Origin of the sequence: Streptomyces lichenis (assembly GCF_023218175.1) — a bacterium.
GTDB classification, from domain to species: Bacteria; Actinomycetota; Actinomycetes; order Streptomycetales; family Streptomycetaceae; genus Streptomyces; species Streptomyces lichenis.
Genome location: NZ_JALPTH010000014.1, coordinates 154,899 through 172,420, shown reverse-complemented (window position 1 = coordinate 172,420; position 17,522 = coordinate 154,899). Strand labels below are relative to the sequence as shown.

12 protein-coding genes are annotated in these 17,522 nt (G+C 74.2%); 5 read left to right on the top strand and 7 right to left on the bottom strand.

Annotated features, from left to right (window positions below; genetic code table 11):
* Nucleotides 1–26 precede the first annotated feature (26 nt).
* A complete protein-coding gene (locus M1O15_RS16270; protein WP_248634563.1) occupies nt 27–1,010 on the top strand; it encodes an Acg family FMN-binding oxidoreductase in 984 nt (327 codons plus the stop codon).
* Nucleotides 1,011–1,098: 88 nt separating this feature from the next.
* Here M1O15_RS16270 and M1O15_RS16265 read toward each other — a convergent pair whose 3' ends face one another.
* The 6 genes from M1O15_RS16265 to M1O15_RS16240 all read right to left on the bottom strand — a co-directional run bounded on the left by M1O15_RS16265 (nt 1,099) and on the right by M1O15_RS16240 (nt 8,566).
* Nucleotides 1,099–1,710 (bottom strand): hypothetical protein, encoded by a 612-nt coding sequence (locus M1O15_RS16265; RefSeq protein WP_248634562.1) that lies wholly within the window; start codon nt 1,708–1,710, stop codon nt 1,099–1,101.
* A complete protein-coding gene (ctaD, locus tag M1O15_RS16260) occupies nt 1,707–3,470 on the bottom strand; it encodes an aa3-type cytochrome oxidase subunit I (RefSeq protein WP_248634561.1) in 1,764 nt (587 codons plus the stop codon). The genes M1O15_RS16265 and ctaD overlap by 4 nt, the downstream gene beginning before the upstream one ends.
* 163 nt (nt 3,471–3,633) lie before the next feature.
* Nucleotides 3,634–5,238 (bottom strand): YfcC family protein, encoded by a 1,605-nt coding sequence (locus M1O15_RS16255; protein ID WP_248634560.1) that lies wholly within the window; start codon nt 5,236–5,238, stop codon nt 3,634–3,636.
* Nucleotides 5,235–6,239: a carbamate kinase gene (locus tag M1O15_RS16250; RefSeq protein WP_248634559.1), complete on the bottom strand. Its 1,005-nt coding sequence runs from the start codon at nt 6,237–6,239 to the stop codon at nt 5,235–5,237. Before M1O15_RS16250 ends, M1O15_RS16255 begins: the two co-directional genes overlap by 4 nt.
* 47 nt (nt 6,240–6,286) lie before the next feature.
* Nucleotides 6,287–7,288, bottom strand: coding sequence for an ornithine carbamoyltransferase (gene argF / locus M1O15_RS16245; RefSeq protein ID WP_248634558.1), 1,002 nt, complete (start codon nt 7,286–7,288; stop codon nt 6,287–6,289).
* A 54-nt stretch (nt 7,289–7,342) separates the two neighbouring features.
* Nucleotides 7,343–8,566, bottom strand: a complete 1,224-nt coding sequence (locus tag M1O15_RS16240) for an arginine deiminase (RefSeq protein WP_248634557.1) — start codon at nt 8,564–8,566, stop codon at nt 7,343–7,345.
* A gap of 508 nt (nt 8,567–9,074) precedes the next feature.
* Here M1O15_RS16240 and M1O15_RS16235 point away from each other — a divergent pair.
* On the top strand, nt 9,075–9,872 hold the full coding sequence (locus M1O15_RS16235) for a sigma 54 modulation/S30EA ribosomal C-terminal domain-containing protein (RefSeq protein WP_248634556.1): 798 nt from the start codon (nt 9,075–9,077) through the stop codon (nt 9,870–9,872).
* Between the two features lie 256 nt (nt 9,873–10,128).
* Here M1O15_RS16235 and M1O15_RS16230 read toward each other — a convergent pair whose 3' ends face one another.
* Nucleotides 10,129–11,106 (bottom strand): universal stress protein, encoded by a 978-nt coding sequence (locus tag M1O15_RS16230; RefSeq protein WP_248634555.1) that lies wholly within the window; start codon nt 11,104–11,106, stop codon nt 10,129–10,131.
* Nucleotides 11,107–11,425: 319 nt separating this feature from the next.
* Here M1O15_RS16230 and adhE point away from each other — a divergent pair, with 319 nt between their 5' ends.
* The 3 genes from adhE to pflA all read left to right on the top strand — a co-directional run bounded on the left by adhE (nt 11,426) and on the right by pflA (nt 17,322).
* A complete protein-coding gene (gene adhE, locus M1O15_RS16225; protein ID WP_248634554.1) occupies nt 11,426–14,089 on the top strand; it encodes a bifunctional acetaldehyde-CoA/alcohol dehydrogenase in 2,664 nt (887 codons plus the stop codon).
* An 85-nt stretch (nt 14,090–14,174) separates the two neighbouring features.
* Complete coding sequence (gene pflB / locus M1O15_RS16220; RefSeq protein ID WP_248634553.1) at nt 14,175–16,472, top strand: formate C-acetyltransferase; 2,298 nt, start codon at nt 14,175–14,177, stop codon at nt 16,470–16,472.
* A gap of 46 nt (nt 16,473–16,518) precedes the next feature.
* A complete protein-coding gene (gene pflA, locus M1O15_RS16215; RefSeq protein WP_248634552.1) occupies nt 16,519–17,322 on the top strand; it encodes a pyruvate formate-lyase-activating protein in 804 nt (267 codons plus the stop codon).
* The last annotated feature ends 200 nt before the right edge of the window (nt 17,323–17,522 follow it).

The window sequence follows — 17,522 nt, the reverse complement described above, 5'->3', positions numbered from 1 at the left end:
CGATCCTCCGAACCGAGGTGGCCGCGATGCCTGCCCACGCCGCTCCCGAGACGAACCCGGTGACCTCCTGGGTGGCCGACGCCGTCATGGCGCCGTCGATGCACAACGCCCAGCCGTGGACGTTCCGCTATCGCCCGGCCGACGGCGTACTGCTGCTGTCCGCGGACCCGGCACGGGCACTGCCGCACTCCGACCCCTCGGGCAGGGGTACGCACCTGGGCTGCGGCGCCGCCCTGTTCACCCTGCGCGTCGCCGCGGCGCACGCGGGCTGGGAGGCCTCCGCGCGCCTGCTGCCGGACGCCACCGCCCCCGGCACCCTGGCCGCGGTCACCTTCACCCGCTCCGGGGCGGCCGGCGACGGTACGGCGGAGCTGTACCCCGGCATCGCGCGGCGGCGCACCAGCCGGCAGCCGTTCCGGGACGAGGCGGTGCCCGCACCGGTCCTGGAGGGGCTGAGGGCCGCCGCGCGGCGGGAGGGCGCCCGGCTCGACGTGGCGGACCAGCAGCGGCTGAACGACCTGGCGGAGCTCCAGTGGGACGCCGAACACGCGGAACGGGACGCCCCGCGCCTGCGGGCGGAGCTCGCCCGCTGGACGGCCGGCCAGGAGCAGGAGGCGACCGAAGGCATCCCGGCCGGCGCCCTCGGCCCCCGGGCCCGCGACGGCAGGTCCGCGGTCCGCGACTTCGCCCCGGGGGGCGACGACGGCGTACGGGAGACGGCGGTGTTCGAGCGGACGCCGTGCCTGGCCGTCCTCGGCACCCGCGAGGACACTCCCGCGGACTGGCTGCGCGCCGGCCAGGCGCTCCAGCGGGTCCTGCTGCGAGCGACCCTGGACGGCCTGTCCACCTCGCTGAACTCCCAGGCGCTCGAATGGCCGGAGCTGCGCTGGATGGCACGCGACCCGCGCTCGCCCGCCGGATACCCGCAGATACTCCTCCGGCTCGGCTACGGCCCGCAGAGCCCCGCGACCCCGCGGCGCCCGGTGAGCGAGGTGCTGGACATCGTCTGACCGGCGGCGGGCCGTCTCGCCCTCGCCGTCACCCGCAAGCTCGCCGTCAACCCCCAGCCGGCCACCGCCACGGCGGGTGGCGGGTCCGTCAGGTCCGTGCCGCGCCTCCCGGCCGCCTCGGCGTCCGGACGCTCCGGGTGCCGGCGACCGGGACCGCGGTGTGCGCGGCCGGGCGGACACCGGGCCGCCGGGCGTTCCCCGCCGCCACGACCACCGCGGCCAGCGGAACGGCCGGTCCCAGCAGCAGCGCCGCCGTCCCGGCTCCCAGGACGGCCGCGCCCAGCACTAGCGCCACCCCGGCGGCGAGCGCCAGACCCAGCCGGGCCGCCACCCGGCCGGGCGAACCGGCCCGGTCCCGGCCGCCGGAGGGCGGGGCCGGCAGCCGCAGGGCCGCCCAGTCGACCGCGGCCTCCCGCTCCTCGCGCCGGCGCACCGCCCGCGCGGCCAGGCGCAGTACGGCGGTGGCCGCGGCGCCCGCCACCGCCGCCGCGAGCACCGCCCATCCGGGCGCCAGCAGGATCAGCGGTGCCAGGAGGGCGGCCGAGGACCAGCCGGTGAGGCACCCGGCGGCGGCGAGCCGGCGGGAGGCGGGCCGGTCGGCGCCCGCCCGCAGGTCGGCCAGGGACGGCACGTACCAGACGCACCCCGCGGCCGTGACGACGGCGAGACCCAGCACCGGCACCACCGGGGAGCCGGTCACTCGGCCCCCTTCCCGAGGGCGCCGGCGGGGGCGGCCTCCGGGACCGGCGTAGCGGCGGCGACGAGCGCGACCTCCGGGTGGTGCAGGTCGAACGCCGGGGACTCGGACCGGATGCGGGGCAGCACCGTGAAGTTGTGCCGGGGCGGCGGGCAGGAGGTCGCCCACTCCAGCGAACGCCCGTACCCCCAGGGGTCGTCCACCTCCACCCTCCTCCCGTACCTGGCGGTCTTCCAGACGTTGTAGAAGAACGGCAGGAAGGACAGGCCGAGCAGGAACGAGCCGATGCTGGAGAGGGTGTTGAGCGCGGTGAAGCCGTCGGCGGCCAGGTAGTCCGCGTACCGCCGGGGCATGCCCTCGGCGCCCAGCCAGTGCTGCACCAGGAAGGTCAGGTGGAAGCCCGCGGTGAGCGTCCAGAAGGTGATCTTGCCGAGCCGCTCGTCCAGCATCCTGCCGGTGAACTTGGGCCACCAGAAGTGGAAGCCGGCGAACATCGCGTACACCACGGTGCCGAAGAGCGTGTAGTGGAAGTGGGCGACGACGAAGTACGAGTCGGAGACGTGGAAGTCCAGCGGCGGCGAGGCCAGGATGACCCCGGTGAGACCGCCGAAGACGAACGTCACCAGGAAGCCGGTGGTCCAGAGCATGGGGGTCTCGAAGGAGAGCGAGCCCTTCCACATGGTGCCGATCCAGTTGAAGAACTTCACACCGGTCGGTATCGCGATCAGGAAGGTCATGAAGGAGAAGAACGGCAGCAGCACACCGCCGGTGACGTACATGTGGTGCGCCCACACCGTCACCGAGAGGCCGGCGATGGCGATGGTGGCCGCGATCAGGCCGAAGTAGCCGAACATCGGCTTGCGGCTGAAGACCGGGACGACCTCGGAGACGATGCCGAAGAACGGCAGCGCCAGGATGTACACCTCCGGATGGCCGAAGAACCAGAAGAGGTGCTGCCACAGCAGCGCGCCGCCGTTGGCCGGGTCGTAGATGTGCGAGCCGAACTTGCGGTCCGCCTCCAGGGCGAAGAGCGCCGCGGCCAGCACCGGGAAGACCAGCAGCACCAGCACCGCGGTGAGCAGCACGTTCCAGGTGAAGATCGGCATCCGGAACATCGTCATCCCGGGGGCGCGCATGCAGATGATGGTGGTGATGAAGTTGACCGCGCCCGCGATGCTGCCGAAGCCGGAGAGCGCCACGCCCATGATCCACAGATCGGCGCCGAGGCCGGGCGAGTGGGTGGCGTCCGAGAGCGGTACGTAGAGGAACCAGCCGAAGTCCGGGGCGCCCTGCGGGGTGAGGAAGCTGCCCGCCGCGATCAGCGAGCCGAACAGGAAGAGCCAGAAGGCCAGCATGTTCAGCCGGGGGAAGGCCACGTCGGGCGCCCCGATCTGCAGCGGCATGATCCAGTTGGCGAAGCCGGTGAACAGCGGCATGGCGAAGAGCAGCAGCATGATCGAGCCGTGCATCGTGAACGCCTGGTTGAACTGCTCGTTCGACAGGATCTGCGTGCCGGGGCGGGCCAGTTCGGCGCGCATCGCCAGGGCCAGGGCCCCGCCGACGACGAAGAAGAAGAAGGCCGAGACCAGGTACATCGTGCCGATCTTCTTGTGGTCGGTGGTCGTCAGCCACTCCACCCACGTCGGGCGCTCCGCCCGCGCCGGGCCCTCCACACGCGCGGGCGCCTCCGCGGGCGCGGGGGGCCTCCCCTTGGCCGCCGACTCGTCACCACTCACCGTGTCCACCGGACAGGGCCTCCCCATCTGCTTGTTCTGCCCGGGACGTGTCCCGGGCGGCGGCAGACCGACTGCCGCCGGACCATGATCAATCGCCGGGTACGCCGCCGACAGGGACGAATGGTCCCGACCACTTCTCGAACGCAGGGCCGAACGGCCCTCTCGGGCTCCGGCCGGCGCCCCGCAAGGCTCAGCCCAGGGCCGCCGCGGTGGCGAGGAACGCCACGGTGAGCAGGAGGAGCACCCCCATCAGGGGCGCGACGAAGCGCAGATAGCGGTCGTAGCGGACCTTGGCCAGGGCGAGGCCGCCCATCACCACCGCGGAGGTGGGGGTGACGAGGTTGATCCAGCCGGAGGCCGACTGGTAGGCGGTCACCACCAACGCGCGGTGGACGCCGGCGAAGTCCGCGAGCGGGGCGAGCACCGGCATGGCCAGGGCGGCGTGTCCGGAGGAGGACGGGACGAGGAAGGCGAGGGGCAGGTTCACCAGGAACATCAGCCCCGCGAAGACGCCCGAGGAGGTGCCGGAGACCGCGTCGTGCAGCCGGTGCAGGATGGTGTCGGTGACGGCGGCGTTGTTCATGATGACGGTGACGCCGCGGGCCAGCATGATGACCAGCGCCGCGCCCATGAAGTCCCCGGCGCCCGACACGATCGCCTGCGAGGTCGTGCGCTCCCCGAGGCCGGCGAGGAGTCCCACCGCGATGGCGGCGACCAGGAACAGGGCGGCGAGCTCGGGGAAGTACCAGCCCAGGGTCGGCAGGAAGGCCACGCCCAGGTCCGCCCAGGGGATGACGGCGAAGATCATGAAGGCGAAGGTCGCGCCGAAGACGGTGAGGACGGTCTTGTGGCGGCCGGTCAGCGGCTCGGCCGCCCCGTCCCGGGCCCGCAGCTCCGCGTCCTCCTCCAGCGGCTCGGCCAGCGAGCGGGACGGGTCGCGGTGGACCCGGTCGGCGTAGCGCACCAGGAACACGGCGGCGACGGCGGTGAGCACCGCCCACATCAGCACCCGCAGCAGGATGCCGTCGCCGGTGCCGATGCCCGCGCTGTCGGAGGCGACCCCGGTGGCGAAGGGGTTCACCGTGGAGGCGAGGGTCCCGACGCCCGCGCCCACCAGGATGACGGCCGCGCCGGTCATCCGGTCGTAGCCGAGCTTGAGCGCCAGCGGGATGAGCAGGGCGTAGAAGCCGAGGGTCTCCTCGGCCATGCCGTAGGTGGTGCCGCCCAGCGAGAACAGGGCCAGCAGGACCACCAGCAGCAGGGTGCGGTGGCGGTCGAGCCGGGCGGCGAGACGGGCCACCCCGGAGGTCAGCGCCCCGGTGCGCAGGGTGACGGTGATGAAGGCGCCGACCGCCAGCACGAAGAGGAAGACCCCGGCCGCCCCGGCGAAGTCGCCGGTCCCACCCGGCGCGGTGAGGCCGGTGCCGGGGTCGCTCACCCCGTAGAGGCCGTTCACCGGCGCCAGGAAGAGGTCCTTGAGGCGGTCGCCGAAGCCGGTGGTGAGGTCCACCGGGTGGTAGGTCCCCGGGACGGGCCTGCCGTCCTCGATGGTGTCGTAGCGGCCGGCCGGGATGACGAAGGTGAGCGCCCAGACGGCGACGGTGACACCGACCAGCACGGTGAAGGCGGAGGGGAAGCGGAACCCGCGCCGCCGCCCGGAGTCCTGGCCGGCCCGCGCGCCGGTGTCCGGCGGCCCGTCCGGGGCGGCCCGGCCGTCGGGCCGGGGCGGTGCGGTGCTGCTGCCCGGGGCCGGGGCGGCGGGCCGGGGGCCGGTCGGTCCGGCGGGTGTGGTCATGGCCGGTCCAGGGGTGGTACGGGGAGGGCCGGCGTCCGTTCGGCGCGGGCCGGGGTGGGGACCGCCGGGGCGGCGGCGGGAGCGGGTGCCCGGCCGCCGGGGGTGACCAGCGTGCCGGCGGTTCCGTCGAGCAGGGCGGCCGCGTCGGTGAGCGCGCCGATGGCGGCGAGGCCGCCGGTCAGTTCGACGAACCGGCAGGCGGCGTCCACCTTGGGGCCCATCGACCCGGCCGGGAAGCGTTCGGCGCGCAGCCGGGCCGGGGTGGTGTGCCCGATCGGTTCGGCGCCGGGGGTGCCGTACCCCTTCACCACCTGGGGCACATCGGTGAGCAGCAGCAGGGCGTCGGCGTCCAGCGCCTCGGCGAGCAGGGCGGCGGTGAGGTCCTTGTCCACCACCGCCTCCACCCCGGTGAGCCGTCCGGCCTCGTCGCGGACGACGGGGACGCCTCCGCCGCCCGCGCAGACGGCCACCGCGCCGGAGGTGAGCAGCAGCCGGATGAGGCGGGTCTCCACGACCCGCCGGGGCGTGGGGGAGGGGACCACCCGGCGCCAGTGCTCACCGTCCCGGCGGACCGTCCAGCCGCGTTCGGCCGCCAGCCGCCGGGCCTCCTCCTCGCCGTAGACCGGGCCGACGAACTTGGTCGGTTCGGCGAAGGCGGGGTCGGCGGCGGAGACGAGCGTCTGGTTGAGCAGGGCGCACACCTGCCGGTCGGGCAGGGCGTTCTGGAAGGCCTGCAGCAGCCAGTAGCCGATCATGCCCTGCGTCTCGGCGCCGAGGACGTCGAGCGGGTAGGGGCCCGTCAGGCTCCGGTCGGCGGCGCTCTCCAGGGCCAGCAGTCCGACCTGGGGTCCGTTGCCGTGGGTGACGACCAGTTCGTGCCGGTGGGCGAGCGGCGCCAGGGCGGCCACGGCCGTCCGGACGTTGGCGAGCTGGACGGCGGCGTCCGGGCTCTGGCCCCGGCGGAGCAGGGCGTTGCCGCCGAGGGCGACGACGATGCGCACGGTTCCTCCTGTGCGGTGGGATGGGCGGTGGGGTCCGGCGGCGCGGCTCAGTCGCCGAGGGCGGCCACGAGGACGGCCTTGATGGTGTGCATCCGGTTCTCCGCCTGGTCGAAGACGAGGGAGTACGGCGATTCGAACACCTCGTCGGTCACCTCCAGCGCCGTCATCCCGGTGTGCGCCAGCACCTCGGCGCCCACGGTGGTCCGCGCGTCGTGGAAGGCGGGCAGGCAGTGCAGGAACCGCACCCTCGGGTTGCCGGTCGCCTTGATCATGTCCATCGTCACCTGGTACGGCCTCAGCAGGGCGACCCGCTCCTCCCAGATCTCCTTGGGCTCTCCCATGGACACCCAGACGTCGGTGTAGAGGAAGTCGGCCCCGGCCACCCCGGCCGCGACGTCGTCGGTGACGGTGATCCGGGCGCCGGTGGTCTCGGCGATCTCCCGGGCCCGCTCCAGCACCTCCGGGGCGTTGCGCAGGGAGGCAGGGCCGACCATCCGGACGTCCATGCCGAGCAGCGCCCCGGCGACCAGCAGGGAGTTGCCCACGTTGTTGCGCGCGTCGCCCAGGTAGGCGACGGACACCTCCCGCAGCGGCTTGTCGCTGTGCTCCCGCATGGTGAGGGCGTCGGCCAGGGACTGGGTGGGGTGCCAGTCGTCGGTGAGCCCGTTGAAGACGGGGACCCCGGCGTGCGCGGCCAGCTCCTCGACCAGGTGGTGGGCGCTGCCCCGGTACTCGATGCCGTCGTAGAGCCGGCCGAGCACCCGGGCGGTGTCCTTCACCGACTCCTTGTGCCCCATCTGCGAACCGCTCGGGTCCAGATAGGTCACATGCGCGCCCTGCTGGTGGGCGGCGACCTCGAAGGCGCAGCGGGTGCGGGTGGAGGTCTTCTCGAAGACGATGGCGATGTTCCGCTCCCTGAGGCGCTGCTGCTCGGTGCCCGCGTACCGGGCGGCCTTGAGACCGGCGGACAGGTCGAGCAGGAAGCGGAACTCCTCCGGGGTGAAGTCGAGTTCCTTGACGAAGCCCCGGTTGCGCAGGTTGACGGCCATGGGTGTGCTCCTGTCGAGAGGTGCGAGGTGTGTGGGGTGTGCGGCGGGGAGGGGTCAGACGGCGTCGCGCTCGATGGGGCAGGACATACAGCGCGGGCCGCCGCGGCCGCGCCCCAGCTCGCTGCCCCGTACGGTGACGACCTCGACGCCGTTGCGCCGCAGATGGGTGTTGGTGGTGACGTTGCGTTCGTAGGCGAGGACCACCCCGGGCTCGACGGCCAGCACGTTGCAGCCGTCGTCCCACTGCTCGCGCTCGGCGGAGCGGACGTCCTGGGCGGCGGTGAGGACCGTGACGGAGTCCAGGCCGAGGGCGTCGGCGATGGCCCGGTGCATGTCCGCGGGCTCGTGCGTGGTGAGGGTCAGCCCCTCGCCGCCGGGGCCGGGCTCGATGGTGCGGGCCGGCAGCATCCCCAGCCCGGCGTACTGGGTGAAGGTGTCGGCGCTGACCATGGTCATCACGGTGTCCAGGTGCATGAAGCTGCGGGCCTTCGGCATGTCGAGGGCGACGATCCGGCGGGCCGAGCCGGCGGCGAACAGCCGCAGCGCCAGCTCCTCGACGGCCTGCGGGGTGGTGCGCTCGCTCATCCCGACGAGGACGGCGCCGTTGCCGATGACCAGGACGTCACCGCCCTCGATGGTGGCGGGGTAGCCGCTCTGGCCGTCCGCCCAGCGGTGGAACTCCTGCTTCCCGAAGAGCGGGTGGTGGCGGTAGACCGCCTCGAAGTGCACGGTCTCACGGCGGCGGGCCCGCTTCCTCATCGGGTTGACGCTCACCCCGTCGTAGATCCAGCAGGAGGTGTCCCGGGTGAAGAGGTGGTTGGGCAGCGGGGCCAGCACGAAGTCGTCGGGCGCCATGGTGTGCAGCCGGACGCTGGCCCCCGGCCCGGTGCGGTCGAGGAGTTCGTCCCGGGTCATCCCGCCGATGAGGCAGGAGGCCAGCTCCGCGGACTCCAGCCCGTCGAACAGGGCGCGTATCCGGTCGGTGGCCAGCGGCCCGAACTCCCGCTCGTCGAAGATCCGGTCGTGCACCAGGGTGCGGGCGGCGGGGTCGTCGAGGACCTCGGTGAGCAGGTCGGCGAAGAGGTGGACCCGCACCCCGCGGTCGCGCAGCGCGTCGGCGAAGGCGTCGTGCTCCTCGCGGGCCCGCTTGACCCACAGCACGTCGTCGAAGAGCAGCTCGTCCTTGTTGCGCGGGGTCAGCCGCTTCAGCTCCAGATCGGGCCGGTGCAGGATCACCTGCCGGAGCCGGCCGGTCTCGGAGTCGACGTGGAAGGTCATGGGAGTGCTCCTCGGTCAGGGCGGGGCCGCACACGGGGGCGCGGCGGCGACGGCGGCGATGGCCTGCCGGGTGCGGTGGCCAGGGGCCGGACCGGGCGAAGGGCGGCGGACGGGCCGCCACTTCCGGGGGAGCCCGGTGCCTCGAAGGGCCCCTGGCCGGAACCGCGTTCGAAGCCTGTCACTCCCGCCCCACCCGTCCCGGCCCGCGAACGTCCCGGCCCGGCGGCCGGGCGGTACCGGGGAGCGGGGACCGGTGGGTACGCGGGGGGAGGGCCGTTCGGCCCTGGTGCGGGGCCTCGCGGTCGGCGGGGGCGGGGGAGGCGGCCCGCCGCGGCGGCGAGCGGATCGTGCGGGCGGTGTCATCGGGCGGCAGGGCCCGGACACCGCGCCGACCGGCCCCTGCCGGGGCCGCCGCGCGGGGGCCGTTCGGCGGGCAGGGGCGGGCCGGGCGGCACTGGGCGGCCCCGGTGCGCCCGGACAGGATCGGGGTGACGAAGGAGGTTCCGCGATGAACCGTCTGATCACTCCGCAGGACGTGGACGTCCGCACGGAGACGCACGGCAAGGTGCCCCGCGGCGCGGCCCGTTACGCCCGGCAGAAGGTGCTCGCCGTCCTGGACCACGTCGGCGTGCCGGTGCTCTCGGTACGGGTCAAGCTGACCCAGGCGCCCGGCCTCGCGCCGCGGCCGGCCACCGCGCAGGTCACCGTGGACGTCAACGGACGCCCGGTGCGGGCGCAGGTGGCGGCCGGCACCATGTTCGAGGCCGTGGACCTGCTGCGGGACCGGCTGCGTACCCGCATCGCCCGGGCCCGGCAGCACGACCGCGCCGCCGGGCGGGGGCCGGCGCATGAGCGGGCGGCGTTCCGCGCGGTGGCCGAGCACGTCGCGCACCGACCGCACCGGTACCACGTGCCGGTGGACGAGCGCCGGATCGTCCGGCACAAGTCCCTCGGCCTGGCGCGGCAGTCCACCGCGGAGGCGCTGGTCGACCTCGACGTCCTGGACTACGACTTCTTCCTCTTCACCGAGGAGGCCTCCGGCCGGGACAGCCTGGTCTACCGCGACCCGCTCACCGCCCGGCTGCGGCTGGCCACCACCGGCGGCCCCGGCGGCCCGCCGCGCGCGGCGGCGGGACTGACGCCGCTGGCGCTGCCGGCCCCGGTGCTGAGTGTGGCCCGGGCGGCCGAGCGGCTGGAGGTGGCCGGAGCGCCCTTCGTCTTCTTCGCCGACCAGGACAGCGGACGCGGCTGCGTGCTGTACCACCGCTACGACGGCCACTACGGGCTGATCACCCCGGCGGCCTGAGCCACCCCGCGGCGCCCTCCCGGAGCACTCTTCCGGGAGGGCGCCGCCGCGTGCCCGCCGCGTCCCACCGGGCGCGGGCGGCCACCCGAAGAGCCGGACGAAGAGCCGGACGGGGGGTCGGACCAAGGGCCGGCCGCTCACGCGGATGCCCGGCGGCCCGCCACCCCACGCGCCTGCGGCCCGCCATCCCGCGCGGGGGCGGCGGGCCGCAGCGGCGTGCGTACGAGGTGCCGCTCGCACCCCGCCTGACGACCGGTCAGTCGTGCGGGACGACGACCACCGGCGGGGCGACATGGTGCAGGACGGCGTGGGTGACGGGGCCGATCCGGAAGCCGAGGACGGAGGGCCGGTTCTGCCGGCCGAGCACGACCAGGCAGGCGCCCGCCGCCGCTTCGGTCAGATGCGCGGCGGGCGGCCCCACCACGCACTGCTCGACCACGGTGACCCCGGGGTGGCTGGTACGCCAGGGGCGCAGCGCGTCGCGCAGGCGGGCGGAGTGGTCGGCGGCCAGTTCGGTGCCGTGGGCGGGGTCCAGCGCGGCCGGGTCGTAGCCGAACACGGGAGGCATGCTCCAGCCGTGCACCACCCGCAGCACCGCACCGCGTTCGGCGGCCGCGGCGAAGGCGTGGGCGATCACCTCGTCGGAGGGCTTGGCGAGGTCCAGTCCGAGCACGACCTCGCCCACCGGTGCCGGGACGTACGGGGCGCCGGCCGTGGCCGGCGGGGTGCCGGGGCGGTGGTCCGCGCCGCCGTCGGCCGCGGTGAGCGCGGCGGCACGGGCGGCGGGTGCCAGGGCCGGGGCGTCCTCGGGATCGGGGGCGCGGACCAGGGCGACCGGGCAGGTGGCGCGGGCCAGCACCGCCAGGGACACCGAGCCCATCAGATAGCCGGCGAGGGCGGTGAGCCGGCGGGAGCCGAGCACCAGCAGGTCGGCGTCGCGGGAGGCCTCCATGAGCGTGTCGAACGCCCCGTCCGCCACCTGCTCGGTCTCGATCTTCAGTCCGGGGTGCCGCTCGGCCAGCTCGTCCGCGGCCCGGGCGAGCATCCGCTCGCCCCACCGGGGGCGGGAGAGCAGCGGGACCGGGGGGCTCTGCCCGTAGGGGGTGGACCACTCCTCGGCCGCGTGCACCAGCCGCAGCGGCAGGCCCCGGACCTCCGCCTCGCGGGCGGCCCACTCGGCGGCGGCCAGGGAGGCGGCCGATCCGTCCAGACCGGTGACGACGCTGGGTGACATGACGGGCTCCTCGGGAAGGGGGTGGGCGCAACGCGGACGGGCGGACCCGTCCACCGCGGCGGACGCCCTCACTCTCCACGCCCCGCGGGGCCGGCGTCCGGGGCCGGGCGGGCCCCCGACCAGGGCCGTACGTCCCGGATCGGGGCCGCCGACCGGGCCCCCGGCGGCCGGGAGGACCTTCGGCCCGCCGGCGGCGCCGGAACAGGGCCCACCGGCCCCCAGGACAGGGACCGTTCTCGGCTCTCCCCGCGGGGGCGGCGGGCGGAGGGTGGATGTGCGGCGCGGGCAGGACCGTGCCACGGAGGAGAGGTGGGGAGCCATGGCTCGCCGTCCGCAGGACAGGAAGCCGTCACCGGGGAGCGAAAACCCCCGGGACGAGGCGCGCGGTGTGGACGCCCTGGTGACCGCGGCCGCCGGCGCGTTGGCGCGGTTCCGTGACGACGCGGTGTTCACCCAGGAGCGGGTGGACCGCATCGTGCGGAAGGCGTCGCTGGCGGCGCTGGCCCGGCACACCGCGCTGGCCGAGCTGGCGGTGCGGGAGACGGGCCGGGGCGTGTTCGAGGACAAGGCGGTGAAGAACGTCTTCGCCTGCGAGAACGTCACCCACTCCATGGCCGGGACACGCACCGTCGGAGTGGTCCGGCGGGACGAGATCGACGGCATCGTGGAGATCGCCGAGCCGGTGGGCGTGGTCGCCGGGCTCACCCCGGTCACCAATCCGACCTCCACGGTGATCTTCAAGTGCCTGCTGGCGCTCAAGACCCGCAACCCGATCGTGTTCGCCTTCCACCCGTCCGCGCAGCACTGCTCGGTGGAGGCGGCGCGGACCGTGCGGGACGCGGCGGTGGCGGCCGGTGCGCCGGAGCACTGCGTGCAGTGGATCGAGGAGCCCTCCCGCGCGGCCACCGAGGCGCTGATGAACCACCCCGGGGTCGCCACCATCCTGGCCACCGGAGGCAACGCGATGGTCCGGGCGGCGTACTCGTGCGGGAAGCCGGCCCTCGGTGTGGGCGCGGGCAACGTCCCCGCGTACATCGAGCGCACCGCCGACGTGCGGCGCGCCGTCAACGACGTGGTGCTGTCCAAGTCCTTCGACCACGGCATGATCTGCGCCTCCGAGCAGGCGGTGATCGTGGACCGGGAGATCCGCCCGGCGGTGCTGGCGGAGTTCGCGGGGCTCAAGGCCCATCTGGCGACCGCCGAGGAGAAGGCGCTGCTGGAGCGGCACCTGTTCGGGGCGGGCGCCGGCGAGGGCCGCGACCGCGCGGGGGCCCGGCTCAACCCCGCGGTGGTGGGCGTGAGCGCCCACGGGATCGCGCGGGCGGCCGGTTTCGACGTGCCCGAGGACACCTCGGTCATCCTGGTGGAGGCCGGCTCGGTGGGCGAGGCGGAGCCGCTGACCCGGGAGAAGCTGTGCCCGGTGCTGGCGCTGCTGGAGGCGCGCGACCGGGCGCACGGGGTACGGCTGGCGCAGGCGATGGTCGAGTTCCACGGGCTGGGCCACTCGGCGGCGGTGCACACCGAGGACGCGGCGTTCGCCGAGGAGTTCGGCCACGCGGTCCAGGCCTGCCGGGTGCTGTGGAACTCGCCCTCCTCCCAGGGCGGCATCGGCGACGTCTACAACGCCTTCCTGCCCTCGCTGACCCTGGGCTGCGGCTCCTACGGGCACAACTCGGTGTCGGGGAACGTCTCGGCGCTCCACCTGGTCAACATCAAGCGGATCGGCCGCCGCAACACCAACATGCAGTGGTTCAAGGTGCCCCCGAAGATCTTCTTCGAGCGGAACTCGCTGCGCTACCTCACCGACATGCGCGACTGCCGCCGGGTGGTGGTGGTCACCGACCGGACCATGGTGGAGATCGGCCATCTGGAGCGGGTGCGCCGGCTGCTGGGCCGGCGGGCGCAGCCGCCCGAGGTGCGGGTGGTGGACTTCGTGGAGCCCAACCCCAGCATCGACACCGTGCGGCGCGGAGCGGAGCTGATGCGGGACTTCCGGCCCGACACCATCGTGGCGCTGGGCGGGGGCTCGCCGATGGACGCGGCCAAGGTGATGTGGCTGCTGTACGAGCACCCCGAGGTGGAGTTCGCGGACCTGAAGGAGAAGTTCTTCGACATCCGCAAGCGTGCCTTCACCTTCCCCGACCTGGGCGCGAAGGCCGCCCTGGTGTGTGTGCCGACCACCTCCGGGACGGGCAGCGAGGTCACCCCGTTCGCGGTGATCACCGACTCCGCCACCGGCCAGAAGTACCCGCTGGCGGACTACGCGCTGACGCCGAGCGTGGCCATCTGCGACCCGGCGCTGACCACCGGGCTGCCCGCGGACGTCACCGCCGACTCCGGTTTCGACGCGCTGACCCACTGCGTCGAGACCTATGTGTCGGTCTACGCCAACGACTTCACCGACGGACTGGCGCTCCAGGGCATCCGGCTGGTCTTCGGCCACCTGGAGCGGGCCGTGGCCGACGGCCCCCGCGATCCGGTGGCCCGGGAGAAGATGCACAACGCGGGGACCATCGCCGGAATGGCGTTCGGCTCGGCCTTCCTCGGCGTGGTGCACGCCATGGCGCACACCCTGGGCGCCACCTTCCACCTCGCGCACGGCCGGACCAACGCGCTGCTGCTGCCGCATGTGATCCGGTACAACGGCTCGGCGCCCGCCAAGGTGACCGGCTGGCCCAAGTACGCCACGTACACCGCCCCGGAGCGCTATCAGGAGATCGCCCGGACGCTCGGCCTGCCGGCCGCCACCCCCGAGGAGGGCGTGGAGTCGCTGGCGGCGGCCGTCGAGGAGCTGCGCGAACGGGTCGGCATCCCCGGCTCGTTCAAGGAGGCGGGGGTGGACGAGGAGGCGTTCGTCCGCGAGCTGCCCCGGCAGACCATGAACGCCTACGAGGACCAGTGCGCCCCGGCCAACCCGCGGATGCCGATGCTCGCCGACATGGAGCGCCTGATGCTCCAGGCGTACCACGGCGTGCGCGCCTGAGCCCCGGGCCGGGTCCCGGCCTCCCCCGACCGGGACCCGGCCCGGCCCCCACCCTCCATCCCCGCGAAGGAAGCAGGCGACCGCCATGACCACCGCCCCCACCGCCCCCACCGCCCCCGCCCCGTCCCCCGCGCCGGACCCCGCCCCGGCTCCCTGGCAGGGCTTCGCCGAGGGGCCGTGGTGCGACCGGATCGACGTCCGCGACTTCATCCAGCGCAACTACACCCCGTACGAGGGGGACGCGGCCTTCCTGGCCGGCCCGACCGACCGCACCACCGCCCTCTGGGAGGGGCTGGGCCCGCTGTTCGCCGAGGAGCGCGCGAAGGGCGTGTACGACATCGCCTGCGACGTGCCCTCCTCGATCACCGCGCACGCGCCCGGCTACATCGACCGGGCCCGGGAGCTGATCGTCGGGCTGCAGACCGACGCGCCGCTGAAGCGGGCGATCATGCCCTACGGCGGGTGGCGGATGGTGGCCGGCGCCCTGCGGACGTACGGCTACCCGGTCTCCGCCGAGCTGGAGAAGGTCTTCACCGAGTACCGCAGGACCCACAACGACGGCGTGTTCGACGCCTACACCCCCGAGATACTGGCCGCCAGGAAGGCCGGCATCGTCACCGGCCTGCCGGACGCCTACGGGCGCGGCCGGATCATCGGCGACTACCGGCGGGTCGCGCTGTACGGCGTGGACCGGCTGATCGCGGCCAAGCGGGCCGAGAAGGAGGAGCTGGACGCGCCCCGGGCCGGCGGGCGCACGGTGGAGGAGGTGATCCGGCTGCGGGAGGAACTGGCCGAGCAGATCCGGGCGCTCGGGGAGCTGAAGCGGATGGCCGCCGCGTACGGCCATGACCTCTCCGGACCGGCCCGCACCGGCCGGGAGGCCGTCCAGTGGCTCTACTTCGCCTATCTGGCAGCGGTCAAGGAGCAGAACGGCGCCGCCATGTCGCTGGGCCGGACCTCCACCTTCCTCGACGTCTACCTCCAGCGCGACCTGGCGGCCGGCCGGCTCACCGAGGCCGGCGCCCAGGAGCTGGTGGACGACTTCGTCATCAAGCTGCGGCTCGTGCGGTTCCTGCGCACCCCGGAGTACGACGAGCTGTTCTCGGGCGACCCGACCTGGGTCACCGAGTCGCTGGCCGGCATCGGCGAGGACGGGCGGCCGCTGGTCACCCGCACCTCCTTCCGCTACCTCCAGACCCTCTACAACCTGGGCCCGGCGCCCGAGCCGAACATGACGGTCCTCTGGTCGCCCGCCCTGCCGCGCGGCTTCAAGGAGTTCTGCGCCCGGGTGTCGATCGACACATCCTCGGTGCAGTACGAGTCCGACGAGCAGCTGCGGCCCCGCTTCGGCGACGACACCGCCATCGCCTGCTGCGTTTCGGCGATGCCGGTCGGCCGGCAGATGCAGTTCTTCGGCGCCCGGGTGAACGTCGCCAAGGCCCTGCTGTACGCCGTCAACGGCGGCCGGGACGAGCTCACCGGCGCCCAGGTCGGCCCGGACACCGGGGCGCTCACCGGCGACGTGCTCGACTACGAGGAGGTGGCGGCCCGGTTCGACGCCCAACTGGACTGGCTGGCCGGGGTGTACGTGCACGCGCTGAACGTCATCCACTACATGCACGACAAGTACGCCTACGAGCGCCTGGAGATGGCCCTGCACGACCGGGACGTACGGCGCACCATGGCCTGCGGGATCGCCGGCCTGGCGGTGGCCGCCGACTCCCTGTCGGCCATCCGGTACGCCCGGGTCACCGCGCACCGGGACGCCACCGGACTGGCCACCGGCTACACGGTGGAGGGCGACTACCCCGCGTACGGCAACAACGACGACCGCGCGGACGCGCTCGCCGTGCGGCTGGTGGAGGACTTCATGGCCAAGGTGCGCGAGCACCCCGCCTACCGGGGCGCCGAGCACACCCAGTCGGTGCTCACCATCACCTCCAACGTGGTGTACGGCCGGAAGACCGGCGCCACCCCGGACGGACGTCCGGCCGGGGAGCCGTTCCCGCCGGGCGCCAACCCGATGAACGGCCGCGACACCCACGGCTATGTGGCCGCCGCCCTGTCCGTGGCCAAGCTGCCCTACGCCGAGGCCGAGGACGGCATCTCGCTGACCAGCACGGTCACCCCGCAGGGTCTGGGCCGCACCCGCGAGGAGCGGATCGCCAACCTGGCGGGTGTGCTCGACGGCTACACCGCCGTCGGCGGCTTCCACATGAACGTCAACGTGCTGGACCGGGCCACCCTGCTTGACGCCATGGAGCACCCCGAGAAGTACCCGCAGCTGACGATCCGGGTGTCCGGGTACGCGGTCAACTTCACCCGCCTCACCCGGGAGCAGCAGCGGGACGTGGTGAACCGCACCTTCCACCACTCCCTCTGACCGCCGCTGTCCCCCGTCCCCCGCACCGACCGCACCGGAGGTCCCGATGGGCACCGCCCCCTTCCGCTCCCCGCCGCCCTCCTTCCCGGCGACCGCGGCGGCCGCCGCCACCCGGCGGCCCGCCGGCGGCAGCGTGCACTCCTGGGACCTGTCGACCGGGGTGGACGGACCGGGCACCCGCTTCACCGCCTTCCTGGCCGGCTGCCCGCTGCGCTGCCTCTACTGCCACAACCCCGACACCTGGCGCATGCGGTCCGGACGGCGGATGGCGGCCGACGCACTGGTGGCGGAGGCGGCGAAGTACCGTGCCTTCATCGCCGCGGCCGGTGGCGGCGCCACCCTGAGCGGCGGCGAGCCGCTGCTGCAGCCGGTCTTCGCGGGCGAGTTGCTGCACCGCTTCAAGCACGAGCTGGGCTACCACACCGCGCTGGACACCTCCGGCTTCCTCGGCGCCCGGGCCACCGAGGCGCTGCTCGCCGACACCGACCTGGTGCTGCTGGACGTGAAGTCCTGGGACCGGGCGCTGTACCGCCGGCTGACCGGCCGGGACCTCGGACCGACGCTGGAGTTCGCCCGGAGGCTGGCCGACCGGGGCAGCACGGTGTGGCTGCGGTTCGTGCTGGTGCCGGGGCTGACCGACGACCCCGCGAACATCGAGGGGGTGGCCGCCTTCGCCGCCTCGCTGGGCAATGTCGAACGGGTGGACGTGCTGCCCTTCCACACCCTGGGCGCCGCCAAGTGGGAGGCGCTGGGCCGGCGTTTCCCGCTGCGCTCCACCCGGCCGCCCACCGCCGAGCGGACCGCCGCGGTCCGGGCGGTCTTCGCCGGGCACGGGCTGCGCACCGTGTGACGGTGCCCGCGGGCCGCATCGGCGGCCCGGCCCGGTGGCCGGGCCCGGTGGCCGGGTGTATTCGGGACCTTCGGCCCTGCCGTCGGGACCTGTGGGCCTTCCCACGCCCCCTCCGGATTGGTGAAGTTGTACGACATTCGAACTCGTGTAGGGATCTGGTTCCCGGTGACCGGCCGGACCGTGACGTACGGACCGTGCCG